27 protein-coding genes are annotated in these 21,437 nt (G+C 71.5%); 25 read left to right on the top strand and 2 right to left on the bottom strand.

Translation table 11 applies throughout. From position 1 onward, the window contains the following. Nucleotides 1-101 precede the first annotated feature (101 nt). The 6 genes from BLT76_RS19935 to BLT76_RS19915 all read left to right on the top strand — a co-directional run bounded on the left by BLT76_RS19935 (nucleotide 102) and on the right by BLT76_RS19915 (nucleotide 4,351). Nucleotides 102-1,097, top strand: coding sequence for a permease (locus tag BLT76_RS19935; protein ID WP_244509500.1), 996 nt, complete (start codon nucleotides 102-104; stop codon nucleotides 1,095-1,097). Beyond that, nucleotides 1,094-1,804 carry a TIGR03943 family putative permease subunit gene (locus BLT76_RS19930; RefSeq protein WP_211753093.1) on the top strand — a complete coding sequence of 237 codons (711 nt, stop codon included), beginning with the start codon at nucleotides 1,094-1,096 and terminating at the stop codon, nucleotides 1,802-1,804. The genes BLT76_RS19935 and BLT76_RS19930 overlap by 4 nt, the downstream gene beginning before the upstream one ends. Next, a complete protein-coding gene (locus BLT76_RS19925) occupies nucleotides 1,801-2,235 on the top strand; it encodes a hypothetical protein (protein WP_090860061.1) in 435 nt (144 codons plus the stop codon). Before BLT76_RS19930 ends, BLT76_RS19925 begins: the two co-directional genes overlap by 4 nt. A 347-nt stretch (nucleotides 2,236-2,582) precedes the next feature. Next, on the top strand, nucleotides 2,583-3,836 hold the full coding sequence (locus BLT76_RS19920) for an HNH endonuclease (RefSeq protein WP_090860060.1): 1,254 nt from the start codon (nucleotides 2,583-2,585) through the stop codon (nucleotides 3,834-3,836). Nucleotides 3,837-3,970: 134 nt separating this feature from the next. Continuing rightward, nucleotides 3,971-4,126, top strand: a complete 156-nt coding sequence (locus BLT76_RS25880; protein WP_170867165.1) for a hypothetical protein — start codon at nucleotides 3,971-3,973, stop codon at nucleotides 4,124-4,126. Between the two features lie 9 nt (nucleotides 4,127-4,135). Further along, nucleotides 4,136-4,351 (top strand): hypothetical protein, encoded by a 216-nt coding sequence (locus BLT76_RS19915; RefSeq protein ID WP_090860059.1) that lies wholly within the window; start codon nucleotides 4,136-4,138, stop codon nucleotides 4,349-4,351. A 3-nt stretch (nucleotides 4,352-4,354) separates the two neighbouring features. On the opposite strand, the gene BLT76_RS19910 is transcribed toward BLT76_RS19915, so the two are convergent. Continuing rightward, on the bottom strand, nucleotides 4,355-4,837 hold the full coding sequence (locus BLT76_RS19910) for a GNAT family N-acetyltransferase (protein WP_090860058.1): 483 nt from the start codon (nucleotides 4,835-4,837) through the stop codon (nucleotides 4,355-4,357). A 22-nt stretch (nucleotides 4,838-4,859) separates the two neighbouring features. Between BLT76_RS19910 and BLT76_RS19905 the strand changes: the two genes are divergently transcribed. Then, nucleotides 4,860-5,408, top strand: coding sequence for an HIT family protein (locus BLT76_RS19905; RefSeq protein ID WP_090860057.1), 549 nt, complete (start codon nucleotides 4,860-4,862; stop codon nucleotides 5,406-5,408). Nucleotides 5,409-5,418: 10 nt separating this feature from the next. Here the strand turns inward: BLT76_RS19905 and BLT76_RS26625 are convergent, their stop codons facing one another. Beyond that, entirely contained in the window at nucleotides 5,419-5,550 is a 132-nt protein-coding gene (locus BLT76_RS26625; RefSeq protein WP_090860056.1) for a hypothetical protein, read from the bottom strand. Nucleotides 5,551-5,644: 94 nt separating this feature from the next. Here BLT76_RS26625 and BLT76_RS19895 point away from each other — a divergent pair, with 94 nt between their 5' ends. The 18 genes from BLT76_RS19895 to BLT76_RS19810 all read left to right on the top strand — a co-directional run bounded on the left by BLT76_RS19895 (nucleotide 5,645) and on the right by BLT76_RS19810 (nucleotide 21,314). Further along, nucleotides 5,645-6,400, top strand: a complete 756-nt coding sequence (locus BLT76_RS19895; protein ID WP_090860055.1) for an inositol monophosphatase family protein — start codon at nucleotides 5,645-5,647, stop codon at nucleotides 6,398-6,400. A 12-nt stretch (nucleotides 6,401-6,412) separates the two neighbouring features. Next, the gene (gene pgsA, locus BLT76_RS19890; RefSeq protein WP_090860054.1) at nucleotides 6,413-7,027 is read left to right on the top strand and encodes a phosphatidylinositol phosphate synthase; all 615 of its coding nucleotides are present in this window, start codon (nucleotides 6,413-6,415) and stop codon (nucleotides 7,025-7,027) included. Nucleotides 7,028-7,039: 12 nt separating this feature from the next. Next, nucleotides 7,040-7,972 (top strand): pyridoxal 5'-phosphate synthase lyase subunit PdxS, encoded by a 933-nt coding sequence (pdxS, locus tag BLT76_RS19885; protein WP_425287099.1) that lies wholly within the window; start codon nucleotides 7,040-7,042, stop codon nucleotides 7,970-7,972. Nucleotides 7,973-8,176: 204 nt separating this feature from the next. Then, nucleotides 8,177-8,695, top strand: coding sequence for an alternate-type signal peptide domain-containing protein (locus BLT76_RS19880; protein WP_090860052.1), 519 nt, complete (start codon nucleotides 8,177-8,179; stop codon nucleotides 8,693-8,695). 5 nt (nucleotides 8,696-8,700) lie between these two features. Further along, entirely contained in the window at nucleotides 8,701-9,249 is a 549-nt protein-coding gene (locus BLT76_RS19875; RefSeq protein WP_090860051.1) for a signal peptidase I, read from the top strand. Further along, complete coding sequence (locus BLT76_RS19870) at nucleotides 9,230-9,853, top strand: TasA family protein (protein WP_090860050.1); 624 nt, start codon at nucleotides 9,230-9,232, stop codon at nucleotides 9,851-9,853. Before BLT76_RS19875 ends, BLT76_RS19870 begins: the two co-directional genes overlap by 20 nt. Continuing rightward, the gene (locus BLT76_RS19865; RefSeq protein WP_090860049.1) at nucleotides 9,850-10,287 is read left to right on the top strand and encodes a hypothetical protein; all 438 of its coding nucleotides are present in this window, start codon (nucleotides 9,850-9,852) and stop codon (nucleotides 10,285-10,287) included. The genes BLT76_RS19870 and BLT76_RS19865 overlap by 4 nt, the downstream gene beginning before the upstream one ends. Before the next feature lie 28 nt (nucleotides 10,288-10,315). After that, nucleotides 10,316-10,894, top strand: coding sequence for a pyridoxal 5'-phosphate synthase glutaminase subunit PdxT (gene pdxT / locus BLT76_RS19860; protein ID WP_090860048.1), 579 nt, complete (start codon nucleotides 10,316-10,318; stop codon nucleotides 10,892-10,894). 36 nt (nucleotides 10,895-10,930) lie between these two features. Next, entirely contained in the window at nucleotides 10,931-11,953 is a 1,023-nt protein-coding gene (locus BLT76_RS26450; protein ID WP_139175705.1) for an acyltransferase family protein, read from the top strand. Continuing rightward, complete coding sequence (locus BLT76_RS19850) at nucleotides 11,850-12,581, top strand: YebC/PmpR family DNA-binding transcriptional regulator (protein WP_244509507.1); 732 nt, start codon at nucleotides 11,850-11,852, stop codon at nucleotides 12,579-12,581. The genes BLT76_RS26450 and BLT76_RS19850 overlap by 104 nt, the downstream gene beginning before the upstream one ends. Before the next feature lie 116 nt (nucleotides 12,582-12,697). Next, on the top strand, nucleotides 12,698-13,219 hold the full coding sequence (gene ruvC / locus BLT76_RS19845) for a crossover junction endodeoxyribonuclease RuvC (protein WP_090860045.1): 522 nt from the start codon (nucleotides 12,698-12,700) through the stop codon (nucleotides 13,217-13,219). Further along, entirely contained in the window at nucleotides 13,216-13,812 is a 597-nt protein-coding gene (gene ruvA / locus BLT76_RS19840; RefSeq protein WP_090860044.1) for a Holliday junction branch migration protein RuvA, read from the top strand. Before ruvC ends, ruvA begins: the two co-directional genes overlap by 4 nt. 3 nt (nucleotides 13,813-13,815) lie before the next feature. After that, a complete protein-coding gene (ruvB, locus tag BLT76_RS19835) occupies nucleotides 13,816-14,889 on the top strand; it encodes a Holliday junction branch migration DNA helicase RuvB (RefSeq protein WP_090860043.1) in 1,074 nt (357 codons plus the stop codon). Nucleotides 14,890-15,025: 136 nt separating this feature from the next. Continuing rightward, on the top strand, nucleotides 15,026-15,313 hold the full coding sequence (yajC, locus tag BLT76_RS19830) for a preprotein translocase subunit YajC (protein ID WP_244509499.1): 288 nt from the start codon (nucleotides 15,026-15,028) through the stop codon (nucleotides 15,311-15,313). 1 nt (nucleotide 15,314) lies between these two features. Further along, entirely contained in the window at nucleotides 15,315-17,147 is a 1,833-nt protein-coding gene (gene secD, locus BLT76_RS19825; protein ID WP_090860042.1) for a protein translocase subunit SecD, read from the top strand. Next, a complete protein-coding gene (gene secF, locus BLT76_RS19820) occupies nucleotides 17,147-18,388 on the top strand; it encodes a protein translocase subunit SecF (RefSeq protein WP_090860041.1) in 1,242 nt (413 codons plus the stop codon). Before secD ends, secF begins: the two co-directional genes overlap by 1 nt. Next, nucleotides 18,385-18,945: an adenine phosphoribosyltransferase gene (locus tag BLT76_RS19815; protein WP_090860040.1), complete on the top strand. Its 561-nt coding sequence runs from the start codon at nucleotides 18,385-18,387 to the stop codon at nucleotides 18,943-18,945. Before secF ends, BLT76_RS19815 begins: the two co-directional genes overlap by 4 nt. 20 nt (nucleotides 18,946-18,965) lie before the next feature. Continuing rightward, nucleotides 18,966-21,314 (top strand): RelA/SpoT family protein, encoded by a 2,349-nt coding sequence (locus tag BLT76_RS19810; protein WP_373366986.1) that lies wholly within the window; start codon nucleotides 18,966-18,968, stop codon nucleotides 21,312-21,314. Nucleotides 21,315-21,437 lie beyond the last annotated feature (123 nt).

Below are 21,437 nucleotides of genomic sequence, written 5' to 3'. Positions count from 1 at the left end.
GTTCCCGCCGGTGAGGTTGGTCTCAAGCGCACGACCACCGGGACAGGCGGTGACCGCGGACGGGATGATGACGCCCGTTGTCCGTGAGAGGGAGGGGCCACGTGGCCACGACGACTGCTGCGCGTCCGCGCGACCGGATGCGGCGAGCCGGTCGCGACCACCAGGTCGAGCTGGTGGCGGGCGCCCTGGTGGCCCTCTTCGTCGCCGGCACCTGGCTGGCGCCCGCCCTGGACGGCCCTCAGCTGGCGACGTGGAGCACCGTCTTCCTGGCGATCGTCGTGCAGTCGACCCCGTTCCTCGTGCTCGGCGTCCTGCTCTCGGCCGCCATCTCGATCCTGCTCTCGGAGCGAGTGCTGGCCCGGGTCCTCCCGCAGCGCTCGGTCCTCGCCGTCCCGGTCGCCGGCGTCGCGGGGATCGGACTCCCCGGCTGCGAGTGCGCGGCGGTGCCGATCACGGCAAGCCTGATGCGCCGCGGAGTTGCGCCCGCCGTCGCGCTCACCTTCCTGCTCGCCGCGCCCGCGGTGAACCCCGCGGTCCTGGTCTCCACCGCGGTGGCGTTCCCCGGGCAGCCGAGCATGGTGGTGGCGCGGTTCGTCGCCTCGCTGCTGACCGCCGTCCTGGTCGGTTGGTGGTGCCTGGCCCGCGGTAGCCGGCTCCCGATGACCATCCGGCGCCAGGGACTCGGCGAGGGACTGGGCACCGGCCAGCGGTTCCTCGCGACCGCTCGTCACGACTTCCTGCACGCATCCGGCTTCCTGGTGATCGGCGCGGGCATCGCCGCCGCCGTCAACACCTTCGTGCCGCGCTCGATCGTCGACACCGTCGCCGGCCAGGCCGTGGTCGGGGTCCTCACGCTCGCGCTGTTCGCCTTCGTGGTGGCGCTGTGCTCGGAGTCCGACGCCTTCGTCGCGGCCAGCTTCACCGCGTTCTCCGACACCGCCAAGCTCGCCTTCCTCGTCGTCGGCCCGGCGATGGACGTCAAGCTCGCCTCGATGGAGGTCGGCGCCTTCGGTTCGGCGTTCGCCCGTCAGTTCGTCCCGGTGGTGGTGGCGACGGCCGTCGCCTGCGCCGCCCTCGTCGGCTGGTGGCTGCTGTGAGGCGGGGGACCCAGGGCCTGCTGCTCGCGCTGCTCGGCACCGTGCTGCTCCAGCTGGCGCTCAGCGGCGACCACCTGCGCTACGTCACCGGATGGATGCGCTGGCCGCTGGTGGTCTGCGGGGTGTTGCTCCTCGCCATGGCCCTGGGTCCGCTGCTCGCGGCCCACGAGCCGGAGGACGACGAGGGGCACGACCACGACGGGCACGACCATGGCGGGCACGGCGTACCGCGCGTGACCTGGTTCCTCGCGCTCCCGGTGGTCGTCGCGTTCGTCGTGAGCCCGCCCGAGCTCGGTTCGTTCCTCGCCGAGCGACAGGGTGGCGAGAGCGCCGTCGTGAGCCGTCCCGACGAGATGACCGCCCTGGACGCCGCGCAGGTGGTCCCGGTGCCGCTCGACGAGTTCATCTGGCGGGCCCAGGACGGCGGCTCGTCGCTCCACGGCCAACCGGTCGAGCTGACCGGCTTCGTCAGCTACGGCGACGGCAGCGACGACTGGTTCGTGACCCGGATGGCGATCGGCTGCTGCGCCGCGGACGCCCGCCCCTTCCGGGTGCAGGTCCAGGACTCTCCGCGCCCGTCGCGCGACCAATGGGTCGAGGTCGAGGGGACACACGTCCCCGGCACTGGGGCGACCGAGGAGTCGCCGCCCGCCGTCGCCGCCTCCGCCGTCACCCCCACCGCCGCGCCCGACGGGACCTACGAGTGAACGACGCCCTGCGCCGACGGCTCACCGCCCCGATCGCCACCGCGATCGTGGTCGCGGTCGGCCTGCTCACCGCCGCCTCCCGCGACGACGCCCCCGGGCCCCGGGCCGTTCCGGAACCTCCGGGGATCGAGGACGTGTGCGCCGGCTACCGCTCGTTCCAGGAGGCACTTGCCGCCCTCGCCACGAAGCCCTCCGCGGAGGCGGTCGGGACCCTTCAGCAGCGGGCGAGCGCCGCAGCCGGGACGATGACGCTCGCTACGGTCGAGCCCGCGGTCCGAGCGGGGATGGGCTACCTGGACGAGCTCGTCCAGACCCTCGGCCCGACGAGCACTGTCGACGACATCACCACCGCCGACGCCGGCTCGACGGTCGCCGACAGCGCCAACGTCCAGGCCCTCACCGACTTCGCCGCCACCTCCTGCACGTCGTAGCCGCCGCCGCAGCCAGCAGGCGACGTCGTGTGGGGTCGACCCCTGCCGCCTCCGGGGGCCCTTCGGTGGACCCGCCGGTGGTCGAGCAGTGAAGGACGAAGTCCTGAACGCCCGTCGAGACCCCCGCAGCCAACAAGCAACCTCCGGTAGGTCGGCCTCTGCCGTGGCGTCTGCACGGGGCACCAGGCCGGTTCGAAGACATTTACAGAAAGAAGGGGGCTCACCGTCCGCGGTGATCAAGGGCCATCACCAGGCTGCTTCTGGCTTTCGGTCCCTTCGGGTCGACCGTTCGAACAAGGCTGTTGACAACCCTCGCATTCGACAATGTGTTCGAGTATCATAGGGGTATGGCCACTCGGGACCTCGACGACTACGACACCACACCCGCGGTGCTCGCCTTCGTCCGCGCCCGACGCTCTGTCCAGCTCCGGGCCGAGGCCGACCAACTCGCCGCCGCCGTCACCTGGGCCGGCATGCACTCCACCGACTCCCTCCACGACGCCGCAGCCGTCTGGATCCCCGGCTGCGAGGACGAGATGGCCATCGCCGGCCCCGGAGCGCCACTCATCGCCGAGTTCTCGGTCCTGGAGTTCTCCGCCGCACTGGGCCTGTCGTCGGACTCCGGTCGGATCTACCTCGGCCACGCCGTCGAGCTCGCCCACCGCCTCCCACGCATCTACGAACGGGTCCAGTCCCTCGACCTGCCGGTGTGGAAGGCCCGACGCATCGCCGCGGAGACCATCGACCTCCCACTCGACGGCGCCGAGTTCGTCGACCTTCACGTCGCCGCGACCGCGCACAAGATCTCCATCGCCCAGCTCGACCGCACCATCGAAGAAGCCCGGATCCGCTTCGACCCCGAGACGGCCGCCCAGCGCGCCCGGGACGCGGCCGAGGTACGGCACTTCGACATCGAGACCCAGCAGGTCTCCTACGACGGCCACGTCGAAGTCCGCGGCACCCTCGACCTCGTCGACGCACTCGACCTCGAAGACGCCATCACCCGCGGCGCCACCCACCTCGCCACCATCGCCAACGACCTCTCCCTCGACGCCCGCCGGTCCATCGCCGTGGGTGACCTCGCCCGACGCCAGCTCACCCTCGACCTCAACGCCGAACCGGACTTCGACCGGAAGCGGCCCCGTCAGGTCGTCGTGCACGTGCACCTCGCCGACGCCGCCATCGCCCGCGTCGAGAACACCCGCACCCTGATCTCGGTGGAGCAGGTCAAGGGCTGGTGCCAGGACGGCGACAGCCAGGTCGTCATCAAGCCCGTCATCGACCTCGCCGGTCACGTCCACGTCGATGCCTACGAAGTCCCCGACCGGCTCAAGGAGCGCCAGGCCCTGCTCCAGCACTCCTGCGTCTTCCCCTGGTGCCGACGCCGCGCCAGATCCTGCGACCACGACCACACCTACCCAGCGTCCAACGGCGGCAGCACGTGCGACTGCAACATCGCACCGCTCTGCCGACGACATCACCGCGCGAAAACGCACACCAGGTGGCGCTACGACAAGGTCGACGACACCACGTTCATCTGGCGAAGTCCGAACGGACTCACCTTCAGACGCGACCACACCGGCACCACCCCGCAGCCCTGACGGCCACAGCCCGAAGGGCCATGGGCGCGCCCGGATTCCCCTAGTGTCGCTGCCATGACGTCCGGTGGCGGGAGCAGGAGCCTCGCGTGGCTCCCGTTCGTCGGTCTCCTTCTGGGGCCGGCTTCGCTCTGGTGGTGACGCTCGGCGACGTCCTGCTGTTCGACGAGGGCTTCGGGGCCGCGGCGGGGGGCAACGTCTCGGTCGCCGTCGGCTTCGCGTTCGTGTGGAGCCTCAGCCTCGGCCTCAGCGAGCTGCGCGCCCGCCGGAGGGCCCGACCTGCGACGTCCTAGGGTGGTCGCATGAGCGACGACGCACCCGGCCGGTCCAGCCTCGGTGTCCTGCTGGTGTCCGGGGTGCTGTTCGCGGTCGGCTTCCTGGTGCTCACCAGCCTGCTGGACGTCGCCTTCGGCGACAGCCTCACGACCGCGCTGCGCGACAACGTCGACAACTCGATCGTGGTCGCGACGCTCTGGACGGTCGCGATGTGGGTCCTCAAGAGGCGCCGCGCGGCCTGACGGTCAGTCCAGCCGCTTGACGTACCTCCGGCACGGCGAGACGTACGACGAGCCGCCCGCCGTGACCTCGTACGGCAACGGGCCGCCGTCGCGCCAGCCGCGCTTCTCGTAGAACCGGCGCGCCCGCGCGTTGCCCTCGACGACCGCGAGCCAGGCCTCGGTGTGGCCGCCGGCCGCGACCCGTTGCTCCGCCTCGGCGAGCAGCAGCGCGGCCACCCCCGAGCCGCGGTGGGCGGCGTCGACGAACACCTGCTCCACCTCGTCGCCGGTCACCATCGCGAACCCGGCGACGGCGCCCCCGACCACCGCGACGGTGGTGTCGTCGACCCGGAGGGGGGCGCGCTCGTGGAACGCGGCCAGTGTGCGGGCGGCCGTGAGGCCGTCGGGGACGTGGCCGGCGTGTCCGTCGTGCCAACCCGCGTGCCAGATGACGGCGACCGCGGCAGCGTCTGCGGGCGTGCCGAGGCGCAGCGTGGGAGCGCTCATGCGCTCACCCTAGGGTGGTCCCATGAGCCAGCCCGACGAGCCGCTGCACCAGGACGGCATCGGTGACCCCGACGAGCTCGACCGGCTCTGGACGCCCCACCGGATGGCCTACATCCGCGGTGAGAACAAGCCGTCGGACGCGTCGTCGGGGGAGTGCCCGTTCTGCCGGATCCCGAAGCTCGCGGACGACGAGGGCCTGGTCGTGCACCGGGGCGCGCTGGCCTTCGTGGTGATGAACCTCTACCCCTACGCGCCCGGCCACCTGATGGTCTGCCCCTACCGGCACATCGCCGACTACACCGAGACCACGGACGAGGAGGCGGCCGAGATCGCCGACCTCACCCGCACCGCGATGCGCGTGGTCCGCACGGTCTCGGCCGCCGGTGGCTTCAACATCGGGATGAACCAGGGCCACGTGGCGGGAGCGGGCATCGCGGCCCACCTCCACCAGCACGTTGTACCCCGTTGGCCGGGCGACCAGAACTTCATGCCGATCATCGGCCGGACCAAGACGCTCCCCGAGCTGCTCGGCGAGACCCGCCGGCTGCTCGTGGACGCCTGGCCCGCCTGAGCAGAGCTGCTCAGCGCTTCTTCGGGCTGAGGTCGTCCATCGGCGACGCCCCCGCCGCCTTGTCGCGCTTCTCGGCGCGCTTCTCCTTGATGGACTTGCCGGTCTTCTTGGTCATGCCCTGGCGCGGCGACTTGTCGCTCATGGTGGGACTCTCTGAGAAGGAAGCCTGAGTGGCTCCGTCCTGCGACAGTACGCCTGCACCGAGCACCCGGGAGCCCCGCTAGCCTGGCCGCACCATGGACGACACCGAGCTCGCCGCCCAGCTGGTCCACGACGCCGGTCGCCTCGCCCAGCGGATGCGCTCCGGGGGCATCGACGCCGAGCAGAAGTCCAACGTGGCCGACCTGGTCACCGCCGCCGACCGGGCGGCCGAGACGCTGATCGTCGAGCGGCTGCGGGCCGAGCGGCCCGACGACTCGATCTTCGGCGAGGAGGGCACCAACCACGCCGGCAGCAGCGGCCGCACCTGGGTCATCGACCCGGTCGACGGCACCTACAACTTCGTCGCCGGCCTCGACTGGTGGTGCTCGGCGCTCGCCCTGCGCGACGAGTACGACGTCCTGCTGGGCGCTGTTCACCACCCTGCGAGCGCCACGACGTACGTCGGCGGTCCCGACCTGGTCCCGACCGCCGACGGGGTGCCGTTCGCGCCGATCGTCGACCGGTCGCTGGCCGAGTCGTGCCTGACGACCTACCTGCACCCGCCGTTCTACGGCGACGAGGTCGGCGACGCGTTCGGGAGGATGGCCAACGGTGCGGCGACGGTGCGGATGCTGGGGTCCGGGACGATGGACGCGATGGCGGTCGCGCAGGGCCGGCTGCACGTCCTGTGCCAGCACTCGGTGCCGCCGTGGGACGAGCTGCCGGGGGCCGCGATCATCCGCGGGGCGGGCGGCGCGACGCGTCGGGTGAGCGCCGCCGGCCAGGAGTGGTACGTCGCCGGCGCGCCCACCGCGGTCGCCGAAGTCTGCGCAGCGCTCACGGCCCGATAGCCTGCTCCCGTCATGATGGAACGTTTCCGCGCCTTCTGGACGAAGGTCATCTCCCCGATCGCCCACCTGCTGATCCGGCTCGGCGTCAGCGCCGACGTCGTCACGCTGGTCGGGACCATCGGCCTCAGCGCCGGCGCCCTCGTCTTCTTCCCGCAGGGGATGCTGCTGACCGGAGTGCTGGTCGCCACCGCCTTCGTCTTCAGCGACCTCATCGACGGCTACATGGCCCGCTCGCAGGGCAAGAGCAGCAAGTTCGGGGCGTTCCTGGACTCGACGCTCGACCGGATCGGCGACGGTGCGATCTTCATCGGGCTGTCGCTCTACTTCGCCGGCCCCGGTGACAGCACCCTCTACCTCGTGCTCTGCCTGGTCTGCCTGCTGATGGGCGCGGTCACGTCGTACGCCCGCGCGAAGGCCGAGGGCCTCGGCTACACCGCCAAGGTCGGCATCGCGGAGCGGGCCGACCGGCTGGTCGCGATCCTGGTGATGACCGGCCTCAGTGCGATCTTCGACCTGCCGATCCTGCTGTACGTCGTCCTGTGGGCCCTGGCCGCCGCGAGCACGATCACCGTCGTCCAGCGGATCTGGGTCGTCCGCCAGCAGGCCCTCGCGGAGACGACGGCCTGAGCGCGTCCTACGATGCCGCTCATGGCTGAGAACGGCACCACCCAGGAGACCACCGAGACCACCGAGATCCGCGGCACGTCGCGGGTGAAGCGCGGCATGGCCGAGATGCTCAAGGGCGGCGTGATCATGGACGTCGTCACGGCCGAGCAGGCGAAGATCGCCGAGGACGCCGGCGCGGTGGCCGTCATGGCGCTCGAGCGGGTGCCTGCCGACATCCGCGCCCAGGGCGGGGTCTCCCGGATGAGCGACCCCGACATGATCGACTCGATCATCGCGACGGTGTCGATCCCGGTGATGGCCAAGGCCCGGATCGGCCACTTCGCCGAGGCCCAGGTGCTGCAGTCGCTGGGCGTCGACTACATCGACGAGTCGGAGGTGCTGACCCCGGCCGACTACGCGAACCACATCGACAAGTGGGCCTACACCGTCCCGTTCGTGTGCGGCGCGACCAACCTGGGCGAGGCGCTGCGCAGGATCACCGAGGGTGCCGCCATGATCCGCTCCAAGGGCGAGGCCGGCACGGGTGACGTCTCCAACGCGGTGACGCACATGCGCACCATCCGCCAGGAGATCCGCCGCCTCGGCGCGCTGGAGCCCGACGAGCTGTACGTCGCCGCCAAGGAGCTGCAGGCGCCGTACGAGCTGGTCGAGGAGGTCGCCGTCCGCGGCAAGCTCCCCGTCGTCCTCTTCACCGCCGGCGGCATCGCCACCCCGGCCGACGCGGCCATGATGATGCAGCTCGGCGCCGAGGGTGTCTTCGTCGGCTCGGGCATCTTCAAGTCCGGGAATCCTCAGCAGCGTGCCGAGGCGATCGTCAAGGCGACCACCTTCTACGACGACCCCGACGTGGTCGCCAAGGTGTCGCGCGGCCTCGGCGAGGCGATGGTCGGCATCAACGTCGAGGACATCCCGCAACCGCACCGGCTGGCCGAGCGCGGCTGGTGAACCTGGCCGATCGGCCAGCGACCGGATAGTCCGAACGGGCTAGTCCGCGTGGTCCAGACAAAGTGTCTAGACCACCCTGACTGGTTGCTTCGAGTCATTACTGACCGGTTTCGTGGGCAAGAGCAGGCTCTGTAGGAAAACCTCTGCATCGGTGATCGGGCACCAATGGTGGTGCCCGCGCCTCCCCCCACTGGAGCACAGGTAATGCACAACAGCATCAAGGGCGCACTGGCCGCGATCTCGGGCGGTGCCCTCCTCCTCGGCGGTGCCGGCAGCCTCGCCTACTGGAACGACGAGGGCACGGTCGGCGGCGCCGACATCGAGTCCGGCACCCTCGCGCTCAGCGCCGGGACCTGCGCCGGCTGGAAGCTCGACGGCGGCACCGCCTTCACCACCCAGAAGCTGGTCCCGGGCGACTCGCTCAGCCAGGTGTGCACCTTCACCGTCACCGCTGCGGGCACCCACCTGGCGGCGACCTTCGACGTCTCCACGCCCACCTGGGACGAGGCGGACGCCCTCACCAGTGAGCTCGTCGTGGACGCGGCCTACCAGATCGGCGCCGTCCCGGTGACGACCTTCCCGGCCACGGTCGCGAACAACAACGTCATCACCGCCACGGTCACCGTGACCTTCGACGGTGCCGCCGCGACCAACGCCTCGCAGACGATCTCCAGCGCCCTCGACGACATCACCATCACCGCCACCCAGTCGCACGCGGCCTGATCGCGATGATCCGGGTCCTCCGCGCCGCCTCCTGGGTGGTGTTCCTCGCCGGCCTCGCCGTGCTGACCGTGGCGGTCGTCATCCCCCGGGTGGCCGGCGCGACGCCGTACACGATCCTCACCGGGTCGATGCAGCCTCACATGCCTCCCGGCACGCTCGTCGTGACGCGGCCGGTGGACCCGGAGGACATCACGATCGGCTCGGTCGTGACCTACCAGCTGGAGTCCGGCGAGGCCGCCGTCGTCACCCACCGGGTGATCGGCATCGGCGTCGACGGCGCCGGCAAGCCGGTCTTCCGCACCCAGGGCGACGCCAACGACGTCGCCGATGCGCTGCCCGTCCGGGCCGAGCAGATCCGCGGCGAGCGCTGGTACGCCGTCCCCTACGTCGGCCGGCTCGGCACCCTGGTCGGCCAGGACCTCCGCCGGATGCTGGTGCCGCTGGTGGGGATCGCGCTGCTCGGCTACGCCGCGGTGCGGCTGATCGGGGAGTCCCGGCACGCGCGTCGGCGTCCGCGCCGGTCCGGGGGTGCGCATGTCGCAGCACCGCGCTGAGCCCCGAGGCGGACGCCGCGCCGCTCGTCCTGCCCGGCGCGCCCTCTGGCGCACCGGTCGGTTCCGGGCCGCGGTCGGCCTGGTCCTGCTGGGCGGCGTCGCGACCACTGGCACCTGGGCGTACTGGACCGACGAGGCGACCGTGACCGGCGCCAGCCTCACCGCCGGCACGATCGACCTGAAGGTCAACACCGTCGACCAGGTGACCGGCTACGCCGCGCTCAATCTGGGCGCGATGGTGCCGGGCAACACCTCCGCCGCCGTGCTCACCATCGGCAACTCCGGCACGGCGCCGGTGCGCTTCACCGGCGCTTCGACGGCCACCAACCCGGACACCAAGAACCTGGCCGGCGCCCTTCAGGTCAAGGCCACCGCCGACACCGCCGTCACGGGCAGCGGCTCGTCCGCCACCTGCTCCGGTACGGCGATCGCCGGCTCCGGCACCGCGCTTAACGCGGCGCTGCTGCCGGCGCGGACCCTGACCGCGGGCAGCACCTGGAAGGTCTGCGTGCAGGTCACGTTGCCGACCAACGCCGCCTCCTCGCTGCAGGGCGGCACCACCGCCGTGACGCTGTCCTTCACGGGCAGCTCGGATCTGTCGTGACGGCGCGGCCGCGCCTGGGCCTGGTCGCCGGGGGAGTGCTCCTCGGAGCCCTCTGCCTGGTGGCCGCGCCGGCCGTGGCCGACTGGACCGACACCGCCACGGTCACGGGAACCACGATCACCGCCGCCACGGTGCCCGCCCCGGTCCTCGCCTGCGGCGGTCTCTCGCTGGGCTCCGTGCAGTTCAACTGGCCGGCGGTGGCGGGTGCGACCGGCTACACCGTCACGTTCATCGACTCGACCGGCACGGCGAGCGCCAGCTACGACACGACCGGCACCAGCTTCGCCGCCACGTCGGGTGCCCTCATCACCAGCGGCACCGCTCGCGTGCGCGCCAAGGTCCCGTACGGCGGGGGCGCCACCACCTGGATCTCCGGACCCTCGAACGTCCGCAACTACTCCGCCGTCGCCGGCCTGGTGGGTCTGTGCTCCTGAGCGCGTCGGCCGTTCCTAGACTGGCGCGATGACCCCCACCGTCGGCGTGCTGGCCCTCCAGGGCGACGTCCGCGAGCACCTCGCCGCCCTCGGCTCCCTCGACGTGCAGGCGGTCGCCGTACGACGGCCGGGCGAGCTGGACGCCTGCGACGGGCTGATCATCCCCGGCGGGGAGTCGACCACGATGGCCAAGCTGGCCCGGATCTTCGAGCTGCTCGACCCGCTCCGCAAGCGGGTGGCCGCCGGGCTGCCGGTCTTCGGCACCTGCGCCGGGATGATCATGCTGGCCGACCGGGTCCTGGACGGCGCCGCCGGCCAGGAGACCGTGGGCGGGCTCGACATCACCGTGCGGCGCAACGCCTTCGGCCGACAGGTCGACTCCTTCGAGGGGTCGCTCGACGTCGCGGGCCTCGACAGTCCGGTGCACGGCGTCTTCATCCGGGCGCCGTGGGTCGAGCAGGTCGGCCCGGAGGTCGAGGTGCTGGCGAGCGCCGCGGGCCACCCGGTCGCGGTCCGCCAGGGCCCGCTGCTGGCGACCTCGTTCCATCCCGAGGTGGGCTCCGACGTGCGACTCCACCGGATGTTCACCGAGCTGGTCCGCGGCTGAGCCCCGTCGTACACCCGGACGCGTCAGCGTCCCGGTGTGCGCCACGGGTGGATGGACGGGCTGCGAGGGCTCGCCGTCCTCGCGGTCGTGCTCATGCACGCCGACCTCGCGACGGCCGGGGCCCTCGGCCTCGAGGCCGGTCCCCTGCGTGCGGTCGACGAGCTGGTCGGCCCGGTCCGGATGCCGTTGCTCGTGCTCCTCTCCGGTCTGCTGCTGCCCCGGTCGCTGGCCAAGGGTCGGCGTCGGCACCTGCGCGGCAAGGTCGACACGATCCTCTGGCCGTACGTCGTGTGGGCCTCGCTCGACGTCGCCGGCGCCCTGGCCTACGCGCACCGCGACGGTCGGCCGCTGCCGTGGGAGCTGCTGCCTCAGCTGCTCCACGATCCGCAGACCTACCTATGGTTCCTGGCCTACCTCTTCTGCTTCCACGTGGTGGGCATGCTGCTGCCGCCGCCGGCCCGCACCCTGGCCGGGCCGCTGCTGGTGGTGGCGGGGGAGCAGCTCGTCGACGCGTCGGCGCACAAGTTCGTGGTGCTGCTCGGCTGGTTCCTGGTCGGCGACGCGCTCGCCCGGGAGGTCGGCCCGCGGCTGCCGCCGGTCCTCGGGCGGCTCGCCGACCGCATCCGCTGGGGGCCGCTGGCGGCCGTGGGCCGCGAGTCGGTCGTCTACTACGCCACCCACCTGCTGGTCATGCAGGCGGCCGTGGACCTGGCCGTCGGGCTCGGGCTCGGGACCGCTCCGGGGGTGCTGCTCGTGGCGGTCGTCGTACCGCTGGGGGTGGCGGGGGTGTTGGTCCGCCTGCGCGGCCACCCGGTGGTCGCGGCGCTCTTCGTCCGGCCACGGGTAGGATCGATCCTCGGACCGCAGACGACACGGGCGCCTGCCCGGGCGAGTAGAAGAGGGACGCATGTCTGGCCACTCCAAGTGGGCGACCACGAAGCACAAGAAGGCCGCGATCGACGCCAAGCGCGGCAAGCTGTTCGCCAAGCTGATCAAGAACATCGAGATCGCGGCGAAGATGGGCGGCCCCGACCTCTCCGGCAACCCGACGCTCTATGACGCGGTCCAGAAGGCCAAGAAGCAGTCGGTGCCCAACAAGAACATCGACTCCGCGGTCAAGCGCGGCGGTGGGCTCGATGGCGGCGGCGTCGACTACGAGACGATCATGTACGAGGTCTACGGCCCGCAGGGCGTCGCGCTGCTCGTCGAGTGCCTCACCGACAACCGCAACCGCGCCGCGATGGAGGTCCGCACCGCGGTGACCCGCAACGGCGGCACCATGGCCGACCCCGGGTCGGTCTCGCGGCTGTTCACCCGCAAGGGCGTCGTCGTCGTCGGCAAGAGCCAGGAGCGCGGGGGCGCGGCGGTCGAGATCTCCGAGGACGACGTGCTGGAGGCGACCCTCGACGCCGGTGCCGAGGACGTCAGCGACCTGGGCGAGAGCTTCGAGGTCCAGTCGGAGCCCGGCGACCTGGTCGCCGTCCGCACCGCCCTGCAGGCCGCGGGGATCGACTACGACTCCGCCGACATCCTCTTCGTCGCCACCATGGACATCCCGGTCGCCGAGCCGGAGGTCGCCGGCAAGGTGTTCCGCCTGGTCGACGCCGTCGACGACCTCGACGACGTCCAGAACGTCTTCAGCAACGCCGACATCTCCGACGAGGTCCTCGAGTCCATCGACGCGTAGCGAGGACGCGACCGACGCGTCGAGACCTCGCCCGGTGCCCGCGTGTCGGCCGGGGCGACCCGGCAGGTGCGGGATAGCGTGACCTCCGAACACCTGTTCGGACGGAAGGCGACGACATGCGCGTGCTCGGGATCGACCCCGGCCTGACCCGCTGCGGCATGGGCGTGGTCGACGGCTCGGTCGGCCGACCGCTCACGCTGGTCGACGTCAACGTGCTCCGCACCTCCGCCGAGGTGCCGGTGGCCCACCGGCTGGTGACGATCGAGAAGGGCGTCGACGCCTGGCTCGACGAGTTCGCCCCGGACGCCGTGGCCGTGGAGCGGGTCTTCGCCCGGTCCGACGTCAGCACCGTCATGGGCACCGCCCAGGCCAGCGGCATCGCCATGGTCTGCGCGGCCCGGCGAGGGCTTCCGATCGCACTGCACACGCCGTCCGAGGTCAAGGCCGCCGTCTCCGGCAACGGACGCGCGAACAAGCAGCAGGTCGGGGCCATGGTGACCCGCATCCTGCGGCTCGACGCCCCTCCCAAGCCGGCGGACGCCGCCGACGCCCTGGCCCTGGCCATCACCCACATCTGGCGCGGCGGCGCCCAGGCCCGCATCGACGCGGCGGTCGCCGCAGCGAGGAGTCGTCCGTGATCGCGTTCGTCCGTGGCGAGGTCGCCGCGCTGACCCTGTCCAGCGCCGTGCTGGAGGTCGGGGGAGTCGGCCTGGAGCTGATGTGCACCCCGGGCACCCTGGCCACGCTGCGCACCGGCTCGAAGGCCACGCTGGCCACGTCGATGGTGGTGCGCGAGGACTCGCTGACCCTGTTCGGCTTCGTCGACGACGACGAGAAGCAGACCTTCGAACTGGTGCAGACCGCGTCCGGGGTCGGGCCCAAGGTCGCTCAGGCGATGGTCGCGGTGCTGAGCCCCGACGACCTGCGCCGGGCGATCGCCTCCGACGACGTCAAGACCCTGACCAAGGTGCCCGGCATCGGTCAGAAGGGCGCCCAGCGGATCATCCTGGAGCTCAAGGACCGGATCGGCGCCCCGACCTCCGGGGCCGCCGGGCCGCGTCCCGTCTCGGCCGAGCCCTGGCGCGACCAGGTCCAGCAGGGACTGGTGGGCCTGGGCTGGTCGGCGAAGGACGCCGACAAGGCGGTCGACGCGGTGGCGGGCGAGGCCGGCGACGTCCCCGACGTCGCGGCGCTGCTGCGCGCGGCGCTGCGCACCCTGAGCAGGGCGTAGCCGATGCCGTTCCACGAGGACGAGCTGGAGGCGGCCGAGAGCGGTCACCTGCGCTCGCTGACCGCCGCGGAGGCCGAGGGCGACGAGCGGGCGGTCGAGGCCGCCCTGCGCCCCAAGACCCTCGACGAGGTGGTCGGGCAGGCGCGGGTCCGCGCCCAGCTCGGACTGGTGCTGGAGGCCGCTCGCCAGCGCGGACGCGCCCCCGACCACGTGCTGCTGTCCGGCCCTCCCGGACTCGGCAAGACGACCCTGGCGATGATCATCGCCGCCGAGATGGCGACCCCGCTGCGGCTCACCAGTGGCCCGGCGATCACCCACGCGGGCGACCTGGCCGCGATCCTGTCCGGCATGAACGAGGGCGACGTCCTCTTCGTCGACGAGATCCACCGGATGTCGCGGCCCGCCGAGGAGATGCTCTACATGGCGATGGAGGACTTCCGGGTCGACGTCGTCATCGGCAAGGGCCCGGGGGCCACCGCCATCCCGCTGGAGATCCCGCCCTTCACCCTCGTCGGCGCGACCACCCGAGCCGGCCTGCTGCCGGGCCCGCTGCGCGACCGGTTCGGTTTCACCGGCCACCTGGAGTTCTACGAGCCGCACGAGCTCGACCTGATCGTGCACCGCTCCGCCGGCCTGCTCGGCGTCGAGCTGCGTGCCGAGGGCGCGGCCGAGATCGCCAGCCGGTCCCGCGGCACCCCGCGCATCGCCAACCGGCTGCTGCGCCGGGTCCGCGACTACGCCCAGGTCCGGGCCGACGGCGTCGTCACGCTGGGGGTCGCCGAGGCCGCGCTCGACCTCTACGAGGTCGACCAGCTCGGGCTCGACCGCCTGGACCGGGCGGTCATCGACGTACTCTGTCGGCGCTTCGGGGGCGGGCCGGTCGGTGTCTCCACCCTGGCCGTGGCCGTGGGGGAGGAGCGCGAGACCGTCGAGGAGGTCGCCGAGCCCTTCCTGGTCCGGCTCGGCTTCCTGGCCCGCACCCCGCGCGGACGCATCGCCACACCGGCGGCCTGGGCGCACCTCGGACTCGCGCCGCCCGCGCTGCCGACGGTCGACGGCACCCTCTTCGAGGACTGAGCCACCCCCGCCGGTCGGACAGATCGACCGTGATGCGATCGTCACCGGTACCCACCGTTATGCTTGCGCGTCGGTCGGCCCGCCCGCTGTCTTCGTGGCTGGGAGACCCACCCGTCATCGCTCGAGAGGCTTTTCCGTGGAGTTCGCCGGCTTGCTGCCGTTCGCAGCGATCGCGCTGCTGTTCTGGCTGTTGATCATCCGCCCGGCGAGCAAGCGCCAACGGGAACTTCGGGGCATGCAGTCGTCGTTGTCGGTCGGGGACGAGGTCATGCTGACCTCGGGCGTCTTCGCGCACGTCACGGAGGTCGCCGACGACCACCTCCGGGTCGAGATCGCCGAGGGAGTGACCATCAAGGTCGCCCGCGGTGCGGTCGGCTCGATCATCCAGCAGCCGCTCGTCGACGACGAGCCCGAGGAGAACTGACATGGCACGCTCGACCGCCGCCCGTCCGGGACGCACCCTCGTGGTGTTCTTCCTGGGCGTGGCGATCCTCTACGGCCTCGTGGCCCTGGGCGGCACCTGGAAGCCCTCGCTGGGCCTCGACCTCGAGGGAGGCGCCCGGATCACCCTGCAGGCCAACGGCAACCCCAGCGCCGAGAACCTGGAGGAGGCCCGCCAGATCATCGACCAGCGGGTCAACGGCTCCGGTGTCGCCGAGGCCGACGTGACCGTCCAGGGCGGACAGTTCGTGGTCGTCGAGGTCCCCGGCGACGTCGAGAACCGCCGCCAGCTGGAGGAGACGGTCAAGCGTCAGGCCCAGCTCCGGTTCCGCCTGGTCGCCTGCTCCGAGTCCGGTGGCGGCTGCACGGGCGCGGCGACCGACCCGAGCCTGGATCCCAACCTCGACCTCCCCGACGGCTCCACGGTGGTCCCGGGAGACGGCACCGCGACCGACGCACCCACCGACGCTCCTGCGGCCACGCCCTCCGAGCCGGCCGCGTCGCCGTCGGGCGCCAACCGCCCGCCGGTCGGGTTCGCCCGGACCGACGAGACGCCCGCGCCGAGTGACGCTCCCACGGACGCCGCGTCGCCGTCGGCGCCGGCCGAGAGCCCCAGCGGCTCGACCACGGCCGACCCGTCCGCACCGGCCGACCCCTCGGCGTCGGCCAGCGCCACCCCCCAGGTCGCCGAGTACGACGGCCCGAAGGCCGGCCAGACCGAGGAGCTGCTCGCCTGGCAGAACGCTCCCGACCAGGCCTCGATCGACGCCTACAACGCCTTCACCTGCCCGACCGACGGCACCCCCGTCAGCCTGGTGGACGACCCCGAGCGCCCGATCGTCTCGTGCGAGGTCGACGAGGACACCGGCGCGGCCGAGAAGATGCTGCTGTCGGCCGCCGTCGTCGAGGGCACCGACCTGAAGGACGCGTCGTACGGCACGCCCCAGCAGGGCACCGGCTGGGTCGTCACCCTGTCCATCGGCGGCAAGGGCGAGAGCGCCTTCGAGGCCGTCTCTCGCGCCCTGCTGCCGACCGAGCAGCGGTTCGCGATCGTGCTCGACGGCCAGGTCATCTCCGCGCTGGGCTTCGACGGGGTGATCCCGAACGGCGAGGCGCAGATCTCCGGTGACTTCAAGGAGAGCGAGGCCGACAGCCTGGCCACCAGCCTCCGCTTCGGCGCCCTGCCGATCGCCTTCGACCGTGACGTGACGGTCGAGGACATCGGCCCGTCGCTGGCCGGGGACCAGCTCAACGCCGGCCTCGTTGCTGGCGGCTTCGGTCTCGGTCTGGTCATGCTCTACTGCCTGCTCTACTACCGCGGCCTGGGCCTGGTGGTCTTCGGCTCGCTCGGCGTCGCCGCGGCGATGAGCTACGCGCTGGTCCTGCTGCTCAGCAAGACGGCCGGGTTCACGCTGACCCTGCCCGGTATCGCCGGCTTCATCATCGCGGTAGGTGTCACCGCCGACTCCTTCATCCTGTTCTTCGAACGCATCCGCGACGAGATGCGCGAGGGCAAGTCGATGCGGGTCGCGGTCGAGACCGGCTGGAAGCGCGCCAAGGTCACCCGACTCGCGGCCAACGTGGTGTCGCTGCTCTCCGCAGCGGTCCTCTACATCTTCGCGACCGGCGTGGTGAAGGGCTTCGGCTTCGCGCTCGGCCTGTCCACGCTGATCGACCTCGCGGTGCTCTTCTGGTTCACCAAGCCGCTGGTGTCGTACCTCGCGAAGTACAAGTTCTTCAACGGCGGTGGGAAGCTGTCCGGCCTGAGCAAGGAGACGCTCGGCATGGACGCGGCCCCGGCAGGAGGCAAGGCCTGATGGGCAAGTTCTCGCGCTACGGAAACGACCTCTACGGCGGTCGGAAGTCGATCGACTTCATCGGTCGCCGGCCGCTGTGGTACTCCATCACCGCGGTCCTGGTGCTGGCCGCACTCGCGATCATCTTCTTCAAGGGGATGAACTTCGGTGTCGAGTTCACCGGTGGCACCCAGATCCGGGCCACCATGCCCGCGGCGGAGGTCACCCAGGAGAACGCGGACTCCATCCGGACCGCCATCGCGGACGCCGACCTGGAGGGCGTTGACTCACCCTCGGTGACCACGGAGGGCAACAAGGCCATCGTGGTCGAGGTCGGTGAGGTCACCGACGAGGTCAGTGACCGGGTCGGCGAGATCATCCAGGAGACCGTCCCCGAGACCGTCGACCTGTCGCCGACCGAGATCGGCGCCAGCTGGGGTCGCGAGGTCGCCAAGCGGGCGATCATCGGCGTCGCCGTCTTCCTCGTGCTGGTCATGCTCTTCATCTGGGGCTACTTCCGCGAGTGGAAGATGTCGATCGCGGCGCTGGTCGCGCTCGTGCACGACATCGTCATCACCGTCGGCATCTACGCCCTCTCGGGCTTCCCGGTGACGCCCTCGGCGGTGACCGGCCTACTCGCCATCCTGGGCTTCTCGCTCTACGACACCGTCGTCGTCTTCGACAAGGTCCGCGAGAACACGCACGAGCTCCGCAAGTCCGGACAGACGTACGCCGAAGCGGCCAACCTGGCCGTCAACCAGACGCTGGTGCGCTCGATCAACACCGGCATCGTGGCGCTGATCCCGATCGGCGCGATCCTCTACGTCAGCGCCGTCCAGCTCGGTGCCAGCTCGCTGCAGGACCTCGCGCTCGCGCAGTTCGTCGGCATGGCCGTCGGCATCTACTCCTCGGTGCTGCTCGCGCCGCGCGTCCTGGTCCACATCAAGGGCCGCGAGTCCGCGATCCAGGAGTCCGACCGCCGCGCCAAGTCGCGCGCCAAGGCCAACGCCGACCGCTACGCCTCGGTGCCGGCCTTCGTCGAGGACCTGCCGGTCCAGGACGAGCCCGGCTTCGCGGGCAGCGACCTCGGTGACGACGAGGACGATGCGCCGGTCTCCCGGCCCACCGCCCCGCCCCGCGGCGAGGAGGCCTCGGGCCGCGGTCGCGTCGTACCCAAGGCGAAGGGCGACGTGCGCCCGAGCGGTGCCGCGGGCCGGATCCAGCCGACCCGCACCAGCAAGTCCAAGCGCGGCCCCAAGTGACAGACGGCTCGGGGAGCCCGGCCGAGGTCGCCCGCGAGGCGCTCGATCGCCTCGTCGTCGACGTCCCCGACTTCCCCGAGCCCGGCGTCGTCTTCAAGGACATCACCCCGGTCCTCGCCGACCACGACGGCTTCACGGCCGTCGTGGCGGCGCTGGCCGAGCACGGCCGGCTCGACGACGGCCAGGTGGTCGACAAGGTGGTCGGGATGGAGGCCCGTGGCTTCATCCTGGCCGCGCCGGTGGCCCTCGCCCTGGGCGCCGGCTTCGTGCCGGTCCGCAAGGCCGGCAAGCTGCCCCGCGAGACCCACGCCGTCTCCTACTCCCTCGAGTACGGCGACGCGACGCTCGAGCTGCACCGCGACGCGATCTCGCCCGGCGACCGGGTGCTGCTGGTCGACGACGTGCTGGCCACCGGCGGCACGGCCCGCGCCACGCGGGAGCTGGTCGAGGCCTGCGGCGGGATCGTGACCGGCCTCGCCGTGCTGATGGAGCTCTCCTTCCTGCCCGGGCGCGAGACCGTCGGCGACCTGCCGGTCAGCAGCCTGGTCACGCTCTGAGTGGCGCGTAGGCTGAGAGGGTGACCGAGGAACGCACCGCCCCGCCCGGGCGGACCGGTCCGCCCCCGCGCCAGGCCCCGCGCCCCGGCCCACCGCCGGGGGAGCGCCCGGAGGCCCCCGCCCCGCCGGGACGCAGCATGCGGGCCCGGCTGGCCCGGATGGGCACCCGCAGCCAGCCCGGCAACCCGGTGCTGGAGCCGTTGTTCCGCGCCGTCCGGACCAACCATCCGAAGGCGGATCTGGCGCTCATCGAGCGCGCCTACCTGACGGCCGAGAAGATGCACGGCACGCAGATGCGCAAGAGCGGCGACCCCTACATCACCCACCCGCTCGCCGTCACCACCATCCTCGCCGACATCGGCATGACCGAGCCGACGCTGGTCGCGTCGCTGCTGCACGACACGGTGGAGGACACGCCGTACACGCTGGAGCAGGTGCGCGCCGACTTCGGCGAGGAGGTCGCCCGGCTGGTCGACGGCGTGACCAAGCTCGACAAGGTCCGGTACGGCGAGACCGCCGAGGCCGAGACGATCCGCAAGATGATCGTCGCGATGTCGCGCGACATCCGGGTCCTCGTCATCAAGCTCGCCGACCGACTCCACAACATGCGGACCCTGCGCTACGTCAAGCAGGAGACGCAGGAGCGCAAGGCTCGCGAGACCCTCGACATCTATGCCCCGCTGGCCCACCGGCTCGGCATGAACACCCTCAAGTGGGAGCTCGAAGACCTCGCGTTCGCGACCCTGCACCCCAAGATCTACGACGAGATCGTGCGGATGGTGGCCGAGCGCGCGCCCTCGCGCGACCAGTTCCTCGCCGAGGTGATCAGCCAGGTCGAGGGCGACCTGCGCGAGGCCAAGATCAAGTGCCGCGTCACCGGCCGACCGAAGCACTACTACTCGATCTACCAGAAGATGATCGTCGGGGGCCGGGAGTTCTCCGACATCTACGACCTGGTCGGCATCCGGATCCTGGTCGACGACGACCGCGACTGCTACAGCGTCCTCGGCGTGCTCCACTCGCGCTGGAACCCCGTGCTCGGGCGGTTCAAGGACTACGTCGCGATGCCGAAGTTCAACATGTACCAGTCGCTGCACACGACCGTGATCGGCCCGCAGGGCAAGCCGGTCGAGCTGCAGATCCGGACCTTCGCCATGCACCGCCGCGCCGAGTACGGCGTCGCCGCTCACTGGAAGTACAAGGAGGACGGCCGCGCCGGCGTCGACACCGACCGCCAGGGCGACATGGACGACATGACCTGGGTCCGCCAGCTGCTCGACTGGCAGAGCGAGGTCGAGGATCCGGGCGAGTTCCTGGAGTCGCTGCGCTTCGAGATCAACCGGGCCGAGACCTACGTCTTCACCCCGCGCGGCGACGTGATCGCGCTGCCGGCGGGCGCCACGCCGGTCGACTTCGCCTACGCCGTGCACACCGAGGTCGGCCACCGCACCATCGGCGCGCGCGTCAACGGCCGGCTGGTGCCGCTGGAGTCCACGCTCGAGAACGGCGACGTCGTCGAGGTCTTCACCTCCAAGTCGCCCACCGCCGCGCCGTCGCGCGACTGGCTGACCTTCGTGAAGTCGCCGCGGGCCCGCTCGAAGATCCGCCAGTGGTTCACCAAGGAGCGGCGCGAGGAGGCCATCGAGCAGGGCAAGGAGCAGATCGCCAAGCTCATGCGCAAGGAGGGCCTGCCCCTCAAGCGACTGATGTCCCACGAGTCGCTGACCCTGGCCGCGCGCCACTTCAACCACGCGGACGTCTCGGCGATGTACGCCGCCGTCGGCGAGGGCAACCTCTCCGCGCAGGCCGTCGTACGACGGGTCATCGACGAGCACGGTGGGAGTGACAGCGCCCAGGAGGACCTGGCCGAGGCGGTCACCATCACCGGGCGCCGTGGTCGGGCCAAGGCCAGCTCGGGTGGTGACTCGGGCGTCATCGTCAAGGGCGCCCCGGACGTGTGGGTCAAGCTCGCGAAGTGCTGCACCCCGGTGCCGCCCGACCAGATCCTCGGGTTCGTCACCAAGGGCGGCGGCGTCTCGGTGCACCGCCAGGACTGCACCAACGCGGCCGACCTGAAGGCCCAGCCCGAGAAGCTCCTCGAGGTCGAGTGGGCCCCCACCGGGCAGTCGACCTTCCTGGTCAACATCCAGGTCGAGGCCCTCGACCGGGCCCGGCTGCTCTCCGACATCACGATGGTCCTCTCGGACGCCCACGTGAACATCCTCAGCGCCAACCTCTCGACCACCCGGGACCGGGTCGCCAAGAGCCGCTTCACCTTCGAGATGGCCGAGGCCAAGCACCTCGACAACGTCATCCGCGCCGTCCGCGGCGTCCCCGGCGTCTTCGACGCCTATCGCGTCACGCAGTGAGCGAGCGCAGCGAGCTCACTGCGTGACACCGGTGGTCGAGTAGGCGTTCGCGACTGAGCTTGCGAAGGTCGCGAACGACGTATTGAGACCCGTCCAGGTCACGCGGACCGGACCGTTCGCGTG

Origin of the sequence: Nocardioides lianchengensis, from assembly GCF_900101465.1 — a bacterium.
Classification (GTDB): Bacteria; Actinomycetota; Actinomycetes; order Propionibacteriales; family Nocardioidaceae; genus Nocardioides; species Nocardioides lianchengensis.
Note: the sequence above shows the minus strand (reverse complement) of the source record. Positions and strands in the feature narration are given on the sequence as shown.